The sequence below is a fragment of the Ruminococcus hominis genome (assembly GCF_014287355.1).
Taxonomy (GTDB): Bacteria; Bacillota; Clostridia; order Lachnospirales; family Lachnospiraceae; genus Schaedlerella; species Schaedlerella hominis.
In genome coordinates, this window is sequence record NZ_JACOPE010000001.1 from 1,233,203 (window position 1) to 1,251,911 (window position 18,709).

General features: G+C 37.4%; 16 protein-coding genes and 2 pseudogenes. 9 read left to right on the forward strand and 9 right to left on the reverse strand.

Annotation, left to right across the window (positions count from 1 at the left end; all coding sequences use genetic code 11):
* Positions 1-26 precede the first annotated feature (26 nt).
* The 3 genes from H8S40_RS05310 to H8S40_RS05320 all read left to right on the forward strand — a co-directional run bounded on the left by H8S40_RS05310 (position 27) and on the right by H8S40_RS05320 (position 3,607).
* Positions 27-953, forward strand: coding sequence for a flavodoxin family protein (locus H8S40_RS05310; protein ID WP_118737896.1), 927 nt, complete (start codon positions 27-29; stop codon positions 951-953).
* Positions 954-1,186: 233 nt separating this feature from the next.
* On the forward strand, positions 1,187-2,158 hold the full coding sequence (locus H8S40_RS05315; protein WP_117989740.1) for a flavodoxin family protein: 972 nt from the start codon (positions 1,187-1,189) through the stop codon (positions 2,156-2,158).
* A gap of 54 nt (positions 2,159-2,212) precedes the next feature.
* A complete protein-coding gene (locus H8S40_RS05320; protein WP_118688176.1) occupies positions 2,213-3,607 on the forward strand; it encodes an MFS transporter in 1,395 nt (464 codons plus the stop codon).
* A gap of 101 nt (positions 3,608-3,708) precedes the next feature.
* Here the strand turns inward: H8S40_RS05320 and H8S40_RS05325 are convergent, their stop codons facing one another.
* Positions 3,709-3,984 carry a hypothetical protein gene (locus H8S40_RS05325; protein ID WP_186864768.1) on the reverse strand — a complete coding sequence of 92 codons (276 nt, stop codon included), beginning with the start codon at positions 3,982-3,984 and terminating at the stop codon, positions 3,709-3,711.
* A gap of 57 nt (positions 3,985-4,041) precedes the next feature.
* The gene (locus H8S40_RS05330; RefSeq protein WP_121055971.1) at positions 4,042-4,683 is read right to left on the reverse strand and encodes a sugar O-acetyltransferase; all 642 of its coding nucleotides are present in this window, start codon (positions 4,681-4,683) and stop codon (positions 4,042-4,044) included.
* 210 nt (positions 4,684-4,893) lie between these two features.
* Here H8S40_RS05330 and H8S40_RS05335 point away from each other — a divergent pair, with 210 nt between their 5' ends.
* Positions 4,894-5,040 carry a response regulator gene (locus H8S40_RS05335; RefSeq protein ID WP_118688174.1) on the forward strand — a complete coding sequence of 49 codons (147 nt, stop codon included), beginning with the start codon at positions 4,894-4,896 and terminating at the stop codon, positions 5,038-5,040.
* A 96-nt stretch (positions 5,041-5,136) separates the two neighbouring features.
* Here the strand turns inward: H8S40_RS05335 and H8S40_RS05340 are convergent, their stop codons facing one another.
* A complete protein-coding gene (locus tag H8S40_RS05340; protein WP_186864769.1) occupies positions 5,137-7,191 on the reverse strand; it encodes an ATP-binding protein in 2,055 nt (684 codons plus the stop codon).
* A gap of 326 nt (positions 7,192-7,517) precedes the next feature.
* On the opposite strand from H8S40_RS05340, the gene H8S40_RS05345 reads away from it, so the two are divergent.
* Entirely contained in the window at positions 7,518-8,858 is a 1,341-nt protein-coding gene (locus tag H8S40_RS05345; RefSeq protein ID WP_118737892.1) for an MATE family efflux transporter, read from the forward strand.
* A 95-nt stretch (positions 8,859-8,953) separates the two neighbouring features.
* Here the strand turns inward: H8S40_RS05345 and H8S40_RS05350 are convergent, their stop codons facing one another.
* Together H8S40_RS05350 and H8S40_RS16425 are read right to left on the reverse strand one after the other, a co-directional pair.
* Entirely contained in the window at positions 8,954-10,960 is a 2,007-nt protein-coding gene (locus tag H8S40_RS05350; protein WP_186864770.1) for an oleate hydratase, read from the reverse strand.
* Between the two features lie 99 nt (positions 10,961-11,059).
* Positions 11,060-11,129, reverse strand: a pseudogene (locus H8S40_RS16425) (dihydroxyacetone kinase transcriptional activator DhaS); the annotation flags it as partial.
* A gap of 169 nt (positions 11,130-11,298) precedes the next feature.
* On the opposite strand from H8S40_RS16425, the gene H8S40_RS05360 reads away from it, so the two are divergent.
* Positions 11,299-12,696 (forward strand): sodium-dependent transporter, encoded by a 1,398-nt coding sequence (locus H8S40_RS05360; protein ID WP_186864771.1) that lies wholly within the window; start codon positions 11,299-11,301, stop codon positions 12,694-12,696.
* A gap of 118 nt (positions 12,697-12,814) precedes the next feature.
* On the opposite strand, the gene H8S40_RS05365 is transcribed toward H8S40_RS05360, so the two are convergent.
* The 4 genes from H8S40_RS05365 to H8S40_RS05380 all read right to left on the reverse strand — a co-directional run bounded on the left by H8S40_RS05365 (position 12,815) and on the right by H8S40_RS05380 (position 15,735).
* A complete protein-coding gene (locus tag H8S40_RS05365) occupies positions 12,815-13,723 on the reverse strand; it encodes a DNA/RNA non-specific endonuclease (protein ID WP_186864772.1) in 909 nt (302 codons plus the stop codon).
* Complete coding sequence (locus tag H8S40_RS05370; protein ID WP_186864773.1) at positions 13,720-14,148, reverse strand: ribonuclease Z; 429 nt, start codon at positions 14,146-14,148, stop codon at positions 13,720-13,722. Before H8S40_RS05370 ends, H8S40_RS05365 begins: the two co-directional genes overlap by 4 nt.
* 161 nt (positions 14,149-14,309) lie before the next feature.
* A complete protein-coding gene (locus H8S40_RS05375; protein WP_186864774.1) occupies positions 14,310-15,398 on the reverse strand; it encodes an NAD(P)H-dependent amine dehydrogenase family protein in 1,089 nt (362 codons plus the stop codon).
* Between the two features lie 178 nt (positions 15,399-15,576).
* On the reverse strand, positions 15,577-15,735 hold the full coding sequence (locus H8S40_RS05380; protein ID WP_022074550.1) for a hypothetical protein: 159 nt from the start codon (positions 15,733-15,735) through the stop codon (positions 15,577-15,579).
* Between the two features lie 175 nt (positions 15,736-15,910).
* Here H8S40_RS05380 and H8S40_RS05385 point away from each other — a divergent pair, with 175 nt between their 5' ends.
* The 3 genes and pseudogenes from H8S40_RS05385 to H8S40_RS05395 all read left to right on the forward strand — a co-directional run bounded on the left by H8S40_RS05385 (position 15,911) and on the right by H8S40_RS05395 (position 18,597).
* Positions 15,911-17,080: a PucR family transcriptional regulator gene (locus H8S40_RS05385; protein WP_186864775.1), complete on the forward strand. Its 1,170-nt coding sequence runs from the start codon at positions 15,911-15,913 to the stop codon at positions 17,078-17,080.
* Positions 17,077-17,400 (forward strand): annotated as a pseudogene (locus H8S40_RS05390) (hypothetical protein); the annotation flags it as partial. The gene H8S40_RS05385 and the pseudogene H8S40_RS05390, both read left to right, overlap by 4 nt.
* Before the next feature lie 237 nt (positions 17,401-17,637).
* Positions 17,638-18,597, forward strand: coding sequence for an RpnC/YadD family protein (locus tag H8S40_RS05395; protein WP_186864776.1), 960 nt, complete (start codon positions 17,638-17,640; stop codon positions 18,595-18,597).
* Positions 18,598-18,709 lie beyond the last annotated feature (112 nt).

The following is an 18,709-nucleotide window of genomic DNA, read 5'->3' on the forward strand; positions in this document are numbered from 1 at the left end:
AATAAGTCAAAAGATGGAGGAAGAACATGAGTGAACGAAAAAAAGTATTGGGGTTGAATTTTGGACGTGTAAATGGAAATTGTAAAGGATTTTTAAAAGAAGCGATAAAAAATGCAGAGGCGCAGGGAGCAGAAGTTGAAATTATTGATACAATGAAAAAAGAAATCAAACCATGTATTGGATGTGGAGCCTGTTCCAGAATTCTTCAGAGCGGAAAGGGACAGATTAAATGTTGTCAGAAAGATGACTATGAAGAAATTTCCGATGCGGTATTGGCAGCAGACGCAATTATTGTTGCGGCACCGGTATATGTATTGGCTCCGACTGGACAGTTTAAAAACTTTGTAGACCGCTTTGGGCCTGCTCATGATAAGGCTTATATGTTATTTGAAAATGAGCTGCGTAAGGATACGAACGGCGAGGAATTAAATCCTGATTGTCTGAAGAGACATCTTGTATCTTATATTTCTGTAGGAGGAGCAACGACGCAGAACTGGGTGTCTTACGGAATTCCAGGTATGAATTTATTTGGTATGAGTCTGAATATGAAGGTGGTAGATCAGTTGGATGCATATGGTTCATATGTTCCGGACAATCATCAGAGATTATTAGAAAAGTCCGCAGAGATGGGAAAACATATCGTAGAAGCGTTAGATCAGAAAACAAGTGAGATTGAGTGGACATCAGATCCGGGAACATGTCCGGTATGTCATTGCAACGAAATGACCATGACAGGAACAACAAAAGTAAGCTGCCCGATTTGTGGTATTTACGGAAAACTTGTGGTAGATGGGGACGATGTAAAAGTTGAATTTTCGGAAGAAGAAAAGAGACGTAGCCGCTTGAGATTTACAGGAGTATTAGAACATCAGGTTGAGCAGGGAAGAAAGGACAGATATCCGAGATTTGATGAATATGTAAAGAAATTCCAGGCAATGCAGGATGAAATGTAAAACCAGATGATACTTTTATAAAAATTATTATCTGATAAAAGATGTAACAATTTTATACAAAGAAATTTTAAATTAAAAGAGGCAAGACAAAAATTGTTTGATAATTTTTGTTTTGTCTCTTTTTTAGAAAAAATCATGACAAAATTATGAACTGAGAAAGGATGATTTGGGAGAAGTAGAGTTTGTGAAATAATTATACAATAAATTCATCAATTAAGAGATGGAGGAGAAATATGAAAGTATTAGGAATTTCTTTCGGAAGAAAGAACCAGAGAAGTGATGTCATGGTTAAAGAAGCACTGTTTGCAGCAAAAGCAGCAGGTGCAGAAGTTCAGTTCATCAACACAGTAACATTGAACATCGGACATTGCCGTGCATGTGATTACTGTAGCAGAAACCGTGATAAAGGTGCTACAGAGATTCACTGCTGTATGAAAGATGATTACCATATTCTGGAAGAAGCATGTCTGGAAGCAGATGGTATCATCATCGGAGCTCCAGTTTATGCAGTTGGTATTGTAGGACAGTTCAAAAACTTTGTAGATCGTTTTGGACCATCCCACGACAGAGCAGCATTGATTGAAGAAAACAAGAAACGTATTGCAGAAGGTAAATCAGAAGATGAATTACTTGACCCAAGATACTTCAAAGACAGATATGTTGGTTACATCTCAGTTGGTGGAGCACAGACTCACAACTGGGTATCATTGGGACTTCCAATGTTAGACTTATTCAGCTTCTCATTCTGCATGAAATGTGTAGGACATGTAGATGCTTATGATCAGGGAAGAACAGGACATCCATTATTTGATTCTGCTTTGATGCAGAAATGTTCAGACCTTGGTAAAGCTGTAGCAGAATCTCTTGGAAAACCTTATGATGAGGTTGATACATGGGTTGGAGAAGAGGGCGTATGTCCAGTATGTCACAATCCACTGCTTAGCATGAACGGAACAACACATGTTGAGTGTCCAATTTGCGGTATCTGGGGAACATTGTCTGTAGATGGAGACAAGGTAAATGTAGAATTCTCAGAAGAAGAAAAGAACAGAGCAAGAAATACTACAATTGGTATTTACGAGCACTACAATGAAATTCAGAACATGATCAAGGTATGTGTACCAAAACTGGTTGCAAACAAAGATACACTTCCAAAGATGATGGAGAAATACAAAAACTTTGATAAAGAAATCGAATCTATGTAATAAAAAATTTGCATAGATTGCTGCCATAAAACCGGCAGAGGGTAGGAGATCAAAATGGGTGAAAAAAAATTAAATGAATACGGTATGACACCGTTAACAGGAAAACATTATTTTGTATACGGACTTGGTAACTTTGCATCACAGCTTTCATGGACAATGGTAAGTACATATCTTTCTATTTTCTATACAGATGTATTTGGACTTGGAACTGGTGCAGTAGCACTTTTGATGTTAATTGCAAAAGTATGGGATGGAATTAATGATCCAATGATGGGAACTCTTATGGAGCGTACTCATACAAAACACGGAAGATTCAGACCTTACATTTTTGTGGGAGCCATTTTCCTTGTAATCTTCACAATCCTGACATTTACAGTACCAGGATTCGGAAGCACAGGTAAATTGGTTTATGCTTACATTACATACATTGGCTTAGGTATGTCTTACACAATGACAAATGTACCATACCTTGCATTGCCTGTAGTTATGACACGTGACCCTAAAGAAATCAATAAATTAAATGCAGCTCAGATGATGGGTATGACAATCGGACAGATTGTTTTGAACCTGTTTGTATTAAAACTTGTTCTCTGGTTTGGTAAAGGAGATCAGGCTGCAGGATATCACTCAACAGCTATTTTACTTGCAGTTATTGCACTTCCTATGTTCTGGGCAGTAGCAATCCTTTCAAAAGAAAGAATCACTGTTAAGAAAGAAGACCAGGGTAAAGTAAGTGATGGTCTGAAAATGGTATTCAAAAACAAAAATCTTATGTGTGCAATGTTATACAGTTTCTTTAACATGTTTGGTATATTAGGACGTATTTCAGTAGCAGTTTACTTCTATCTGTATTGCGTACAGAACTTCGTATTCATCACAATTTTCATGATGATGCAGATGATCGTTGGAACAATCATTATGCCATTTACACCAAAGGTAATTGACAAACTTGGAAAACGTAATACAGCAATCCTTTCAATGGTTATTCAGGGCGCTTCATTGATTGTACTGTTTGTAGGTCCTTATGAAAATATCGTATTTGACTTTATTGTATTGATTGTATATGGTCTTGGATATGTTGCAGGTCCATGTGGTGCAGGTATGATGGTTGATGCAATCGATGATTTTGATGATAAATATGAAGCACGTAACGATGGTATGGCATTCTCATTCCAGGGATGTGCTATTAAAATCGCAACAGCTATTGCAAACTCATTGTTCCTGGTTGTTATGGGAGCATTCGGATATGCCGGTGGAGTTGATATGACACCACATATCCAGACAGGTATCAATATTGCAGCAAACCTTCTTCCTGGAATTGTATTCTTCGTAGGAATAATTCCACTTCTGATCTATGACCTGGATAAACCGGGACATATGGAAGCTGTAAGAGAAAGACTTTCAAAACGTGATAGAGAGAAAAAGGCTGCAGAGGCGGCAGCTAAGTAAGGTGGCTATACACGGTCCTTGCGAAAAAAAGATAGTTGAACTTCTAGTTCAACTATCTTTTTTTTGCAAGAACCGTGTATTGGAAGTGGAAGGAAAAATTTTCAGTTATCGAGTTGTTGAATATTGGATAAGATGAAGTTTGCTTGCTCCAAATCTTTCTTTAGTACTAATATCTTATATTGATACATTTGTTCAGAAGGATTTCCGATGCTTCCGGTACGACCTCGAAGTGAGCCATGTATTGCCCATTGTCCGAGTTCATTTTTGACTTTGTAACGATAAGGAATATGCCGGGTATCCAATTCATCATGAATCTGATTAAATATTCGCATGTTTGTTCCAATCCATAAAGTGTCTGAATTAAAAAATGTGAACATGAGAAATCCCTCCTTTTGAAAGAAAATGATATAAGTGTTAAGAGTAGAGTACCATATCTACGGCTCAATTACTACATTATCCGCAAGTATCTCCGGCTTATTTTTCATGCTGTCGGCTTCGGTAAGCTTACGGATTACTTTGCATGGAACTCCGGCGGCAAAGCTATTTGCAGGAATGTCATGGGTTACAACGCTTCCGGCGCCGATGACGCAATTATCTCCGATCGTAATGCCTGGGCATACTGTGACGGAGGCACCGAACCAACAATCGTTTCCGATATGAACCGGTTTGGCATAACATAAAAGCTTCTTTTCGCCAGTAGCGGTTAACAATTCTCTTCGTTCGTTGGCGAGCATCGGATGAATCGGAGTGACGATCGTTACATTCGGTCCAAAGTTACAGTTATCTCCGATGGTCACTTCTGCATCATCCTGAATTGTCAGGTTGAAGTTTCCAAAAAAATGTTTTCCGATTTTCGTGTGTGTTCCATAGTGAAAGAAAATTGGTCCCTGGATTCGGCTTCCTTCACCAAATTCGCCGATAATCTCGGAAAGAATAGAAGCTCTTTTTTCTATTTCATCTTCATATGTATTATTGTAATCTACATTGAGATTGTGAGTTTTTCTTTTTATAGCTACTAATTCTGGATCGCCAGGGCAGAATAAAATGCCTGCATTGATTTTTTCTTCTTCTCTCATAATAAACGCTCCTTTATAAGTCTGATTAAAAATAATATGAAATATCTATTAATAGAATTATACAAGTCAATGAAAAAAATATATAGTAGTTTTCTTGCTGTCTTATATATAAAATCTTATAAAAATTGGATAAGTATAAAGTGAGAGGAGCAAAAAAAACAGCGTTGTAATCTTTGGACGACTTATTATATTACGATTCCGATATTTGCTATGACTGCAAATGCATTTGCTGATGATCGTCAAAAGGCGTATGATGCTGGAATGAATGAACATCTGACAAAACCGCTTGAAACAGAGGCGGTGCTGAAAGCACTTTCTAAATATTGTGTGAAGAATAAGAAAAAGAATCAGAGTTAAAAAGTAAAATTACAATAGCCGAAATAAATCTGGAATACAGAAGTGATTCGGCTATTATAGATTAATAAGACTATGAAATTTGGTTTTGTGAAAAAGTTATTGAACAAATTTTTCCAGTGTATGGAGCAAAACTTCAACATCGATTGGTTTGGCAATATGTGCGTTCATTCCTGCAGCGAAAGCTTTTTTCTTATCTTCATCAAATGCATTGGCAGTCATTGCGATGATAGGAATTGTAGCACGTTGATTTTTCAGGTTTCGGATTAAGCGTGTGGTTTCATAACCATTTAAATTAGGCATTTGGATATCCATTAAGATTAAGCCATAATAATCTTCTGGTTTTTCCTGGAGGAGTGCTAAACATTGGCATCCATCTTCTACACAATCTACTTCAAATCCGTTTTCCTGAAGAATTGTCTCAGCAATCTCAGCATTTAATTTGTTATCTTCAGCCATTAAAATCCGTTTTCCAAGAGCGTGGTTAGTAACAAGATACGGTGAATATGTTTGACTCTCTTCAATCTGTTCCTGGGTGGCAATCAAAAATGGAATTTGAATCGTTGTTTTAGTTCCTTCATTTACTTTACTTTCAATCTGAATGGTTCCACCCATCAAGTCTACCAGAGATTTTACAATCGGAAGTCCAAGTCCGGTTCCGGCAATTTTATTTTCTGTACTGGTATGTTCGCGGGTAAACTCTTCAAAAATATGTGGCAGATATTCTTCACTCATACCGATACCGGTATCTTCAATAATCATTCGATAAGTTGCAACATCACTTCGCTCGGATGGAATTTCAGAAATATCCAGTCTTATATGTCCACCGCGAGGTGTATATTTGATTGAATTACCTACGATATTTAACAGAATCTCACTTGTTTTTGTTTTATCATATACAATGTATGGGTGTTGAATATCCAGGTGCGTAGAATACGTAAGTCCTTTTTCTTTTAAAGCCGGTTCAAAAACGGTTTGGAGAGAATCACGTAATTCCTGAAAGTGTCCGGTATCTAATCTTAAGTCAGCTTTTCCACTTTCAATTCGTGCCATTTCAAGCACATAATTGATTAAAGAAAGCAGTAAAGAACTGGAAGATTTAATCTTACCGATATAATAGGTTACTTTGTCTTTTTCATCAATGTGCTTTTCAAGCAATTCGGAAAATCCAATAATCGCATTCATTGGAGTGCGGATATCATGACTCATATTGAATAAAAAACGTGTCTTTGCTTCATTAGCAGCTTCAGCCTTCTGAGCTGTTTTTTCCATTTCTTCTGCATGGAGAATATCCTTCAGCCGACGCATGCTGGCCTGCCAATAACCAATTGCCAGAAGACTTGCAATGATCAGAGCAAAGAAAAGACCGAGTACTACCTGATGAACGGTTGCCCACCCTTCTTTCGGAACAATTTCAAAATACCAGGTATCATTTGGAACAGCACATGCTACTTCAAGGGTATCCGTAGGAAAATAGCTTTGGCTTTGTGCGATTACAATTTTTTCTCCGGTATTTGTATTTTCCTTCCAGATTTGATATTCATAGCCTGCATTTTCTAATTTGTTCAACTGAATTTCTTCCATGAACTGATTCCAGTCAATGACAAGAATCGAAAATCCCCAGAAATTTTTTTCTCCGTTTGTATCATTTGTGTAGATTGGATCAAAAAGCAGTGAACCGGTGCCACCTTGTACAAGTTCATAAGGTCCTGCAATGGTATATTCTCCGGTTTCTTTAGTAAGGTTAGCTTCTTTTTTTCGTTCTTTGTTTTCAAGCATATCCAAACCAATAGCAGCTTCATTGCTTTCTAATGGATAGACATAGGAAATGACACCATCCGGAGCAAGTTCGTAGGCCTTGATCACATGCTGTTTGTCCTGCATGAGTTCAGAAATAGTAGCAAATTGTTGCGTATCAATGTCTCGCCCGGATTCTACAATCTGCTTGATCAGATTGGATTCGGCCAGATATTTATTCAATTGAGCTTCTATATGGGTGATCGTTGATTCTGCGGTGTAAGCAGCTTTTGATTTTTCTTCCTTTTCCTGTGTCTGGTTTTGATAATCTGTCAAACCGGCAGCAAGAACAAATGTAATGAGAAAAACAAGCGCTGTCTTTATTTCTAAATTTCTTTTATTTACGTTATCTTTCATAAGTAGAAAACCTCATTTGTATTATGTTTGCAGTTACAATTATACGCATTATTTTAATGAAGTAAAGTGAAAAAAATATGAAATTTAATTAGCGTGGGATCATAATAACAACAGTAGTTCCCTTTCCAACTTTACTTCGAATGGAAAGTGTGCCATGGCACATAGAACTCAGACGGGATTATACATTTTTCAGTCCGACATGATTTCGTCCATCGGAAAGTCCATTTATGTTCTTGTATAAAAACTTGCAATATTTATATGAAAGGAAGATAATATCAAAGGTGACATTGTAAGAATAGAGAAAAAGTGAAAGGGATAGATATCAAATGAAACAACAACACATGTTTTCAAATCAGATGATTGCAGCGATTCTTGTTCCGGTAATATTGGAGCAGCTGTTGAATTCGGTTATGGGAACTGCAGATACAATGATGGTAAGTAATGTCGGTTCGGCAGCAATATCGGCGGTGTCGTTAGTTGATTCAATTAATGTTCTGGTAATACAGGCATTTTCTGCTCTGGCAGCAGGTGGAGCAATTATATGTGCACAGTATATTGGACAGAAGAATAAAGAGCGGGCAAATGAGTCAGCACGCCAGGTTTTGTTTATCATCACAGCAATTTCAATTGTAGTCAGTTTAATCTGTCTTATTTTCCAGAAGCCGTTATTAAGAGTGATCTTTGGTTCAGTTGAAGCAGAGGTTATGAGAGCTTCGGAAATATATTTCTTCTACACAGCATTATCATTTCCATTTATTGCGGCGTATGATGCAGCAGCATCCATCTTCCGTGCACAGGATAATACCAAAGGACCGATGATTATTTCGATAATTTCCAATGTAATGAATATTGTGGGAAATGCAATTATGATATGGGGCTTTCATATGGGGGTTGCAGGTGCAGCAATTGCTACGTTAGTTTCACGTATCTTTTGTGCAGTTGTAGTACTGATTCAGTTAAGAAAAGACAGACAGCCAATCGTAGTGAGAGATTATATGAAAATACGTCCAAACTGGAGTATGATACGAAAGATTCTTGGAATCGGAATTCCATCCGGTGTGGAAAACAGTATGTTCCAATTAGGAAAACTGGCAATCCAGTCAACGGTATCAACTCTCGGTACGGCGGCAATAGCAGCACAGGCTATGACTAATATTTTGGAAAATCTCAATGGTATTGCAGCAATCGGAGTTGGCATTGGACTTATGACAATCGTAGGTCAATGTATGGGAGCCGGAAGAAAAGACGAAGCGGTTTATTATATAAAGAAATTGTGTGTGATCGCGGAAGTTATTATTATTGTAAGTTGTCTGACAGTATTTGCGTTGACGAAACCGGTTACAATGTTAGGTGGAATGGAAAGAGTAAGTGCAGATATGTGCTTCCATATGGTGATGTGGATCACAATTGTAAAACCATTTGTCTGGGTTCTGTCATTTATTCCGGCATATGGTTTGCGCGCAGCAGGAGATGTGAAGTTTTCAATGATCACATCCTGCATTACGATGTGGGCATGTCGTTTTTGTCTTTGTGTATTTTTAATTCGTGTCATGGGATTTGGACCAATGGGAGTCTGGATCGGTATGTTTGCGGACTGGACTGTTCGTGGAATTATATTTACATGGAGATTCCATAGCCGGAGATGGCTGGAGCATAGGGTTATTTAATATAAAAAGAAAAACAGCTCCCCGGTGTTTGTGCCGGGGAGCTGTTTTTATAATTATGAGAAAGAGAGCTAAATTATAAAAAATTTTGGACGATTTTACATTCCGTCTTTGAGGATATCATGGTCTCTGAGTACCTTTTCAATAACATTTCCTTTGACAAGCTTCAGAAGCGGCTTTTTGAGTGCATTAAGCGGACCAGGAAGTGGAATTTCCAGTGGAGATTTTCCATCCATAAGTTTTACGCTGCTGTCTAGAAGTTCACGGATATCATAAACACTTCCCCATACTTCAGGGACACCTCTGTCGACTTTGAGAAGTCCATAAACAGCTTCCATAGCAGTACGTACAGAATACTCTGTTGTGAAAACGGTGTCGCGAGGAGTATCAGCAAACTGTCCGAGGAATGCAAAGTTGACACATCCGTCAGGAATGACATCCGGGCGGTCACCTTTTGTACGAGGCATAAAGAAAGCAGTAATGTAAGGCATCATTGTCGGTACACAGATCGCACTATTTTCTGCAAGATCCATAATCTGGTCTTCAGGTACTCCGAGATGATACAGCCATTCAGCAGTGATTTCTTTACCTGTACAATCTTTCATTGGTTTCTTGATATAGTCTCCAGGCACATCTGTAAATAAGCCATATACCCATACACATACCTGGTCTTTATCCTGATCTTTAAACTGTCCTTGTCGATTAATTGTCCAGCTAAGCAGCCAGCTTGAATCCTGACAACTTACGATACCTCCTGTTACAACATTTCCTGTGCGAGGGTCACGTTTGCAAATATCAGTGATATATGGGATGATCTTATCATCGAGAGTTGTAACAGTTGCAGATTCCCAGTTCGTTTTTGAAATGTCAGAACAGAATTTTTCCGGATGTCCAAAGGATGGATCCTGTCTGGCAATATTCTTCCAAAGATTCCATACACCGCTTGTACGGACTTCAGCATCTCCGTTCGTGGCATGATTCTGATCTCCATAAATGGTTCCCTCTGTACAACTTCCGTTCGTAACAAATACGAGATCATTTTCCGTCAAAACGATGCCGCTTTCTTTTCCATTTACCTTACATTCTATAGCAGAAGCAATCTTCTTATCTCCTTCAAATTTAAATACAACGTTTGTAACCTCTGTATTGAACTGGAAGTCAACACCAGCATCCTCCAAATACTTTTGCATAGGAAGAATCAGAGATTCATATTGATTATATTTTGTGAATTTCAATGCACTGAAATCAGGCAGTCCGGCAATGTGATGGATAAATCTCTGGAAGTAGAGTTTCATTTCAAGAGCACTGTGCCAGTTTTCAAATGCAAACATTGTTCTCCAGTATAACCAGAATGTAGAATCGAATACTTCATCATCAAATACATCTTCAATTGTTTTATCGTACAAATCCTCGTCTTTTGTCATAAAGAGTTTCATGATCTCCATGCAGCCCTTCTGACTCAAATTGAATTTACCGTCTGTATGTGCATCTTTACCACGATTGATGGTAGCACGACAAAGTGAGTAGTTTGGATCATGTTTGTTGAGCCAATAATATTCATCCAGTACAGAAACACCAGGTGTTTCAATAGAAGGAATACTGCGGAACAAATCCCACAGACATTCAAAATGATTTTCCATCTCGCGTCCTCCACGCATTACATAACCGCGGGAAGAATCGTAGATTCCATCACATGCACCGCCGGCAATATCCATTGCTTCCAGAATATGGATGTGAGAACCAGGCATTTGTGCATCACGTACAAGGAAGCATGCGGCAGCAAGAGAGGCAAGTCCGCTTCCTACAATATAAGCATGTTTGTCATCTACACCTTCCGGTTTTTCAGGATGAGCAAATGCTTCATAGTTTCCATTAGAATAGTAGATTCCCTTGCTGTTTCGCTTATATTTTCCTCGCTCTGTATTGCGATAATTGTTCTTAATGGAAATGTCATCAGTTTTCTTTTTACTGAACAAAGGTGAAATAGATTGAGATGCATCACCATTTTCAGATTTATTTTTTGCTTTCTGTGCGAGGTATATTGCAGTACCTGTTCCTGCTGCAACTGCTGAGATCATACCAAGTTTTGATTTTTTATTTGCCATAATATAACCACCTTTCTGTGAGCTATCCATTTGTTATGATTATAGTATGAGCATTTTTATTTGTTTTCAATTTACAAAAAGGGAAAAATGATAAAAAACTTATCAAATCATAAATGTCTTTAAAGTGATAATAGAAGGTCATACGGCTGATGCCGCAGTCTTCTGTCAAATATTAGAAAATATGATAAGGTATATACAAAAGATTGATAAATGAAGTATTTAAAGTAGTGCAAAAATGCGAAAAATGTAAATTTTTGAATTCTGTGTTGTATACATCCTGCATTTCTTGATATAATAAATCAGTTAAGGTTCGACTAAATTTTATGGAGGCTAAACTTATGAAACAGAAAAGTGGTTTTAGCGGGCAGATCGGTTTTGTGTTTGCCGCTGCTGGAAGTGCTGTAGGAGTTGGAAATCTCTGGAGGTTCCCATATCTGGCAGCAAAAGATGGGGGAGGACTTTTCCTGATTATTTATTTGATATTGGTAGTTACTTTTGGATTTACATTATTAACGACAGATATTGCCATTGGGCGTAAAACTGGAAAAAGTGCAATTTATGCTTATGAATCGATGCGTTCGAAGTGGAAATTTTTAGGAATTTTGACATTTCTGGTGCCGGTACTGATCATGACATACTATGCAGTTATCGGAGGATGGATTCTGAAGTATATAACAATTTATTTGTTTAGTTCAGGTAAAGAAGCTGTAGCAGATGGATGTTTCACGGGATTTATATCCTCGCCATCTTCGGTGTGGTTCAGTTTGCTGTTTATGTTTTTAACAGCACTGATTGTTTATAATGGAGTTGAAAAGGGAATTGAACGTGTATCAAAATTTATCATGCCAATACTTTTGGTGATGGTAATTGTGATTGCAATTTTTTCATTGACACTCAAAACAACCTTAGATGATGGAACTGTCCGTACAGGCTTACAGGGAATGATGATTTATTTGAAACCAGATTTGACTGGCGTTACAGTAGGGCGTTTTCTTCAGATTACGCTGGATGCGATGAGTCAGTTATTTTTCTCTTTGAGTGTATCAATGGGTATTATGATCACATATGGTTCTTATGTAAAGAAAGATGTTGATCTGAACAAGGCAGTATCCCAGATTGAATTGATGGATACAGGAGTAGCATTTTTAGCAGGTGTTATGATCATTCCAGCTGTATTTGTTTTCTCAGGACTTGACGGAATGTCAGCGGGACCTGGACTTATGTTCGTGTCTCTGCCAAATGTATTCTTTAGCATGGGAAAAATCGGAAGATTTATCGGAATTTTATTCTTTGTACTGGCGGGATTTGCAGCATTGACTTCTTGTATCTCAGTATTAGAGTCTATTACAGCAAACTGCATGGAGCTTTTCCATACGGAAAGAAAAAAGACAACAGGAGTTTTGTCTGTTATCTATTTGACAGCAACAGCAGTTATAGCATTGGGATATAGCATATTCTATGTAGAAGTGGCATTACCAAACGGAAGCACAGGTCAGCTGTTGGATATTATGGACTATATCAGTAACAGTTTCTTGATGCCGTTTATTTCATTGTTGTCGGCAATTCTGATTGGATGGATCATGAAACCATCATGGATTGCAGAAGAGATGGAATTAAATGGAAGCAAATTTAAACGTAAAAAGTTATATAATGCCATGATACGTTATATTATGCCGGTCATTATGTTGATTCTATTCTTACAGTCAACAGGTGTACTGAATTTAATTATTAAATAATAACTTCATATATTTTTAAAACGAACTATATCATTGAATGGATGACATAGTTCGTTTTTGTTATGCATATGACAAAAAGGTCCTGAGTATGGACCTTTTTTAGTTCCGGAAATTTATATTATGGATTACATTTTTTGCATGGCTCATACCCCATTTTAATTACATCAGCTCTTTTTCCGGTGTATTTTTTGCGATTTTTTTTCTTCATCTGTTTTACACTTCCGCAAGTTGGATAGTGGAATTTGTGGTTGTTTGTGTTTAGCACGTAGGTAGTGGAAGAAGATGAATTTTTGGTTGTTGAGCTGCTGTCGGAAGAGGTGTCGGCTTTGCTTTCTCCGGTAGCATAATCAATGGATACGCCAGACTGAACATTGTATACAAATATACAAAAAAGAATACCCTCCCCATTGTCTTCAACAGACATCGCTTCCATAACAACCCCAGACGCAACAAGATTATCTCCGTCATAAACAGGCGTTACCCGATATAATACGTGGTTGCCGGTTTCTTTTATATAATCAGCTGTCATATTTTCAAAAGGAAGCATACCTTGTACATTTAGATATCGTGTTCCGGTAATCAAGTTACGTTCATTGTCATTCTCACCAGTAAGCTGATACCCTATTAAATGACAACGATTATAGAGATATTTTCCATCAACGAAATCATATTTTACAGTATGCCATCCGGAAGGCTTGATTTTGCCGATAGCCCCTCGTTTTTCGGTTGGCATTAAATCTTTTCCGACATTTGCATATGCAACACCGCATCGGCCAAGCTTGTCTAGTGCACTGTACGTTTCAAAGGAAGTGGATACATTTAGTTCACTTTCAGTGAAATAAGGGGTGTTGTTATTAAGAACAACATAAGGGTCTTTAGAGTAAGTCGGAATGCCTGTCAGATCAAAAGAAGTCGAAGCTGCTTTTGCTGCAAACGTCTCGCTACAAACAGAAAGTGAGAGCAGGAGCACTAAAAATAGAGAGAATAATCCTTTGGAACGAAAAATAACTTTTTTCAATCTTTTCATTTTACATAAATCTCCTCTGTTATTTTATCGTGTGAGGAACCGACGAAATCTTCACTGGAAATTAGCTTCCATCCATGCTCAGACAGTGGAATATCAAAATAAAAATCAGCAGGATAGTCCCGGTTCCATTTATATAAGATTATCTTTTTAATTTTTTGCTCAAACGCAGCAACAGAACAGTCTTCAACAAAACATATATCATTGCAGGCAGCTTTACTTAGGAAATGCTCATCAATGTTATAATTTTGAGAATTGTTGATATAATTTTCGGAATCCTTAAATTGCTTTTTTGAATAGTGGTTCATCCAGAAAATTTTTCCAGAAGCCGATTTAAGGATTCTCTCTCTTAGAGTACGATCCTGACTCTGCCTTCTATGATTGAAAAGCATGCCCATATTGTTATCTACGCAAGTTATTAATATCATAATAGTGTATACCTCTTTCTATTGATAATTATATTATAGGGTTTTAGATAAAAATATCAATGCATTGTAAGAAAATGGTAAAAGGGAACAGCTATAGCTTTTCATATACCGAAATTCTATAGCTGTTCCCTTTATAGATGTCTTATAGGTTTATAGGAACCTTATTTTGATTTTACATAAGTGTTCAAATCATGAACACAATATTCGTTATATGGATATTTATCAGTTGTTACATATCCAGCCGGAGCATCAATTAACTGTGGAATACGGTTTACGATGGTAGCACAAGTCATTTCTACAGTCGCAGGTCGATTTACAGAAACAGTTGTTTCAGGTTCGCCGATAAAGGTCCAATCATTTCTGTCAAAGTCATCTGGTGCGAATACTTTGCCTACACATTCGGTTTCGAGAGTGATGCCTTCTTCTGTCTTAGTAGTAACAACAGCACGCATACCCGTCGGATCACCAGCTTTGATTGTAGCATTTAAAGTTGTAGAGAAAAGATCTGCGGTATGGGTAGTAGGATAACACTTCTGCGTCTGTGAAATAATATGAAGGTTCATTTTGCTGCAAAGCCAACCATTTTGATTCCACATATATGCAGGAACATACTGACCACTTTCAATAAGTTCTTTAAGTTCATCTGGTGACATAGTGTTAATATTTGCAATTTCTTTTTCGAAACGTTCTGGCGTAAATCCTGCACCATGACCTTCTGCAAGTGCGATACCATAATCTTCTACGTTATACCAACTGCTACCATGAATTTTTGTGATTTTGAATGAAGAACCGGCAAGATTTGTAACCATAGTACCCCAAACAAGATCACAGTAGCCAACACCAGTCAGTGTACAGTTGCCCTCTTTAGCAAGTTTGTCCAATTTGTGTGTAAGAGCAGGAGAAGAGTTCCATGGATATAGTGCTTCTTCACAGGTTGTAATCGCATTGATACCATGCTTTGCACAAATTGTAAAAATGTCTTCGAGTTCTGCGATGGTGCTTCTAGTAGCAATGATGCAGACATCCGGTTTCAGATTTCCAAGGATTTCATCTGCCTGGCTTGCATCTGCAATCTGAATTCCGGTAGCCGGATAGCCATCACCTGCAATCTCTGCTGCATCTTTACCTAAAATAGCAGGATTCACATCAAATGCGGCAACTAATTCTGCTCCTTTTTCAATTCCGTAACGAATCAAGTATTTTCCCATTTTACCACAACCGTATTGAGCGAATGTAATTTTTCTTTCCATAAGATACCTCCTTGATTAATACGTATTTTTTGAACTGTTTTGATATAATTATTCTATACCTTTCCAAGAGTCAGCGTCAAGGCAGGAAATCATTTCAAAAAAGTTTGTTTATTAATGTTAGCAATAAAAATGACTGCCTGGAAATTCCAAGCAGCCATTTTAAGAAAGAAAGTGTAAACTATTTGCAAAATAGATGTTTGACTAATGAAAGAAGACCGAAATGCTCAGATTTCATATAATCATTTACAAAATTGTCACAATACATATAACGTTCTGTTCGCATCCATTCTGGAAGAGAAAGTGAATCTAAAGAATTTGTATAAGTTACGAATCTCATAACAGTGCCCCCTTTTAATTTATTTCCGTTTCTTTTAGTTACTTATATTGTAGCACAAAAACAAAGAAAAACTATGGGAAATAATTCTAAAAGTAATGGGTAAAATATGTGTTGTCAGCACAAGAAGTGTGCTATATTAAGATTAGAAAAAGAGAACTATAAAAGGAGAGGGTGTATGAGTTTTACAATTGAAGATATGATGCTGACAGCGGAAAATAGGTATGCAATGAAGTTTCTGGCAGGGCAAAATGGCTGGGCTAATTCTATTAGCTGGGTGCATCTTTTGGAAGATACAACGATTATACAGAATTTCTGGGGAAAGGAGCTTGCAGTAACAACAGGGCTGGGATTTCCAGACAAAGAAGATTGGATGCAATTGGCGATACAGTTAAACAGACATCATGCATCAGGGCTGATCATTAATGTAGGGCAGTATATTCATGAGGTACCGGAAGAATTGAAAATGTATTGTGATGAAAATGATCTGCCACTCTTAACTGTGCCATGGGAAGTACATTTGTCAGATATGATAAAAGATTTCAGTATTCGTGTATTTTTGCAAGATAGTACAGATGAACAGATTGCTTCAGCATTAATCGCAGCTATTGAATCTCCGGATAATCAGGAGGCATATCGAAAAGATTTATTACAGTATTTTGATGTGGATGGAAGTTTTCAAGTGCTCTTACTTACTTGTGAAGGACTGGATGCTATGGATACAGTGGAACGAAGAAAATTATCTTATAGAATACAAATGTATCTGGAAGATATTACACATAATGCCAGTTTCTTTTATTACAACTCAGATTTTGTGCTGGTTGCCAATGCAATTACAGAAGAGTTTTTATGTCAGCTTGCAGAAGGAGCATTAAAAAGAGGAAAAAAACGAATGCCTGGGGTGGAGTTATGTGTAGGAATCGGAAGTAAATGCATGGACATATCACAGCTTTCGATAAGTTATCAGAGAGCGAAGGCGGCAACTTACATGGCAATGAGACATAAAAAGCAACTGGTAAAATTTGATGAGTGCGGGTTATATCGTCTTCTTTATATGGTCAAAGACGAGGGTATTTTAAATGAAATCGAAACGGAATGTCTGAAAGAGTTAGAAGAATATGATTATAAACATAATGCAGAGTATGTGGAAACGCTGCAGTCATATCTAAAACATAACGGAAGTATACAAGCGGTGGCGGCAGAGCTGTATACGCATCGGAATACAATATTATATAGAATAGGAAATATCAAGAAAATATTGAACAATGAGCTTAAAACACCGGATGAGAGATTGCCGTATCAGATTGCATTTTATATCAGAAGTATGCAGGAAGAAAAACAGGATTAAGAATTGTTCCGTGCATGATGCCACAGAATGATTGGCTTAGTGCAAATGCTCCACTTTCATGGGGAATCTATCGTAACGTTCCATTTGCATTTATGGGATTAATTATCATTGTTTTATTCTATAAGTGTGTAAAAGAAAATAATGACCAGTCTTTTAGTTGGATGTGGCTGACCATCGTTCTGAGCTTTGCTTTCTATATCCCAGTTGTGCTGTGGGCTGATGTCATTCCGATGATTGGTATGCTGATGATTCCGAAAACATGTGCATATGTATGGACTGTACTGATTGGTTACAAAGCAATGAAAAAAGAAGTCGCTTAAATAGTAGAAAAGCTGCGAACTAAGAAATTAGTGAGCGGCTTTTTTTAGTTGTTTTTTATGAATAGCATATGTTATACTAACACAAAGCATATTTCTTATGAATCTAAGGTGACAATTCACCATCTATTTTCTAATTTCATTTCAGAAGTCTATGCTTTAGATACCAATAGTTATGTAAAGCAGGAGGCGGCTGAAAAAAGAGTAGATAACCTCCTGCAAAAAGGAGGAAAAGTGAATATGTCAAAACGAAAGAATGCACAGAGAAGCAGAAAGTATTCTGTACGGAACCGGACGGTAAAAGCAACAAAGAAGTACAAAGATACCATTTTCCGCATGCTGTTTGAAAACAAGGAAAATCTGTTGTCGCTTTACAACGCAATGAACCACAAGAATTATACCGATGCAGATGCATTACAGGTAGTAACATTGGAAAATTCGATTTATATGGGAATGAAAAATGACTTGGCATTTATTCTGGATATGAATTTATATCTGTATGAACACCAGTCCACATATAATCCAAACATGCCGTTAAGAGACCTGTTTTATATCTCCAATGAATACCAGAAACTGGTTGTTCAGAAGTCGTTGTATTCGTCAGTGTTACAAAAGATTCCGGCACCAAAATTTGTTGTGTTCTATAATGGGACGAAAGAGATTGAAGACATTAGTGAATTCAGACTTTCATCAGCATATGAATGCCAGACAGATGATCCGGATTTGGAATTGCGAGTAACTGTGCTGAATGTTAATGAAGGTCATAATCAGGAACTGATGGAACACTGTCAAACATTAAAGGAATATGCTCAGTATGTAGCGAAAGTCCGTAAATATACTTCCTTAGGAGAGCTGTCATTGGAAGAAGCGGTAGAATGTGCCGTTGAAGAATGTATCAAAGAAGGAATATTAGCGGAATTTCTAATCCAAAATCGAGCTGAGGTGATTAGCATGAGTATATTCGAATATAACAAGGATGAAGAAGAGAAAAAACTGAGGAAGGCTGAATTTGAGGCTGGACGAGAGGCTGGAATCGAGGAGGGCCGAATGGCTGGACTGGAAGAAGGTCGAATGGAACTGCTAAAGCAACAAATCCAAAGAAAACTTTTCAAAGGAAAATCAATAGATGAAATAGCAGAAGAATTAGAAGAATCTGTTACCGTTATACAGAATCTTATAGGTGAGTGTGAAATAAAATAGTTTGAATGTTAGAAGAAGCTGCAAACTAAGAAATTAGCGAGCAGCTTCTTCTTTATATGAGCGCAGTTTTCATTTGAGATTGAAAGTTAATCTGTTTTCTTTTATAATAAGA

Excerpts from the sequence above, each read along its gene's own strand:
- H8S40_RS05310 (WP_118737896.1), top strand. The coding sequence starts at position 27 with ATGAGTGAACGAAAAAAAGTATTGGGGTTGAATTTTGGACGTGTAAAT.
- H8S40_RS05315 (WP_117989740.1), top strand. The coding sequence starts at position 1,187 with ATGAAAGTATTAGGAATTTCTTTCGGAAGAAAGAACCAGAGAAGTGAT.
- H8S40_RS05320 (WP_118688176.1), top strand. The coding sequence starts at position 2,213 with ATGGGTGAAAAAAAATTAAATGAATACGGTATGACACCGTTAACAGGA.
- H8S40_RS05325 (WP_186864768.1), bottom strand. The coding sequence starts at position 3,984 with ATGTTCACATTTTTTAATTCAGACACTTTATGGATTGGAACAAACATG.
- H8S40_RS05330 (WP_121055971.1), bottom strand. The coding sequence starts at position 4,683 with ATGAGAGAAGAAGAAAAAATCAATGCAGGCATTTTATTCTGCCCTGGC.
- H8S40_RS05335 (WP_118688174.1), top strand. The coding sequence starts at position 4,894 with ATGACTGCAAATGCATTTGCTGATGATCGTCAAAAGGCGTATGATGCT.
- H8S40_RS05340 (WP_186864769.1), bottom strand. The coding sequence starts at position 7,191 with ATGAAAGATAACGTAAATAAAAGAAATTTAGAAATAAAGACAGCGCTT.
- H8S40_RS05345 (WP_118737892.1), top strand. The coding sequence starts at position 7,518 with ATGAAACAACAACACATGTTTTCAAATCAGATGATTGCAGCGATTCTT.
- H8S40_RS05350 (WP_186864770.1), bottom strand. The coding sequence starts at position 10,960 with ATGGCAAATAAAAAATCAAAACTTGGTATGATCTCAGCAGTTGCAGCA.
- H8S40_RS05360 (WP_186864771.1), top strand. The coding sequence starts at position 11,299 with ATGAAACAGAAAAGTGGTTTTAGCGGGCAGATCGGTTTTGTGTTTGCC.
- H8S40_RS05365 (WP_186864772.1), bottom strand. The coding sequence starts at position 13,723 with ATGAAAAGATTGAAAAAAGTTATTTTTCGTTCCAAAGGATTATTCTCT.
- H8S40_RS05370 (WP_186864773.1), bottom strand. The coding sequence starts at position 14,148 with ATGATATTAATAACTTGCGTAGATAACAATATGGGCATGCTTTTCAAT.
- H8S40_RS05375 (WP_186864774.1), bottom strand. The coding sequence starts at position 15,398 with ATGGAAAGAAAAATTACATTCGCTCAATACGGTTGTGGTAAAATGGGA.
- H8S40_RS05380 (WP_022074550.1), bottom strand. The coding sequence starts at position 15,735 with ATGAGATTCGTAACTTATACAAATTCTTTAGATTCACTTTCTCTTCCA.
- H8S40_RS05385 (WP_186864775.1), top strand. The coding sequence starts at position 15,911 with ATGAGTTTTACAATTGAAGATATGATGCTGACAGCGGAAAATAGGTAT.
- H8S40_RS05395 (WP_186864776.1), top strand. The coding sequence starts at position 17,638 with ATGTCAAAACGAAAGAATGCACAGAGAAGCAGAAAGTATTCTGTACGG.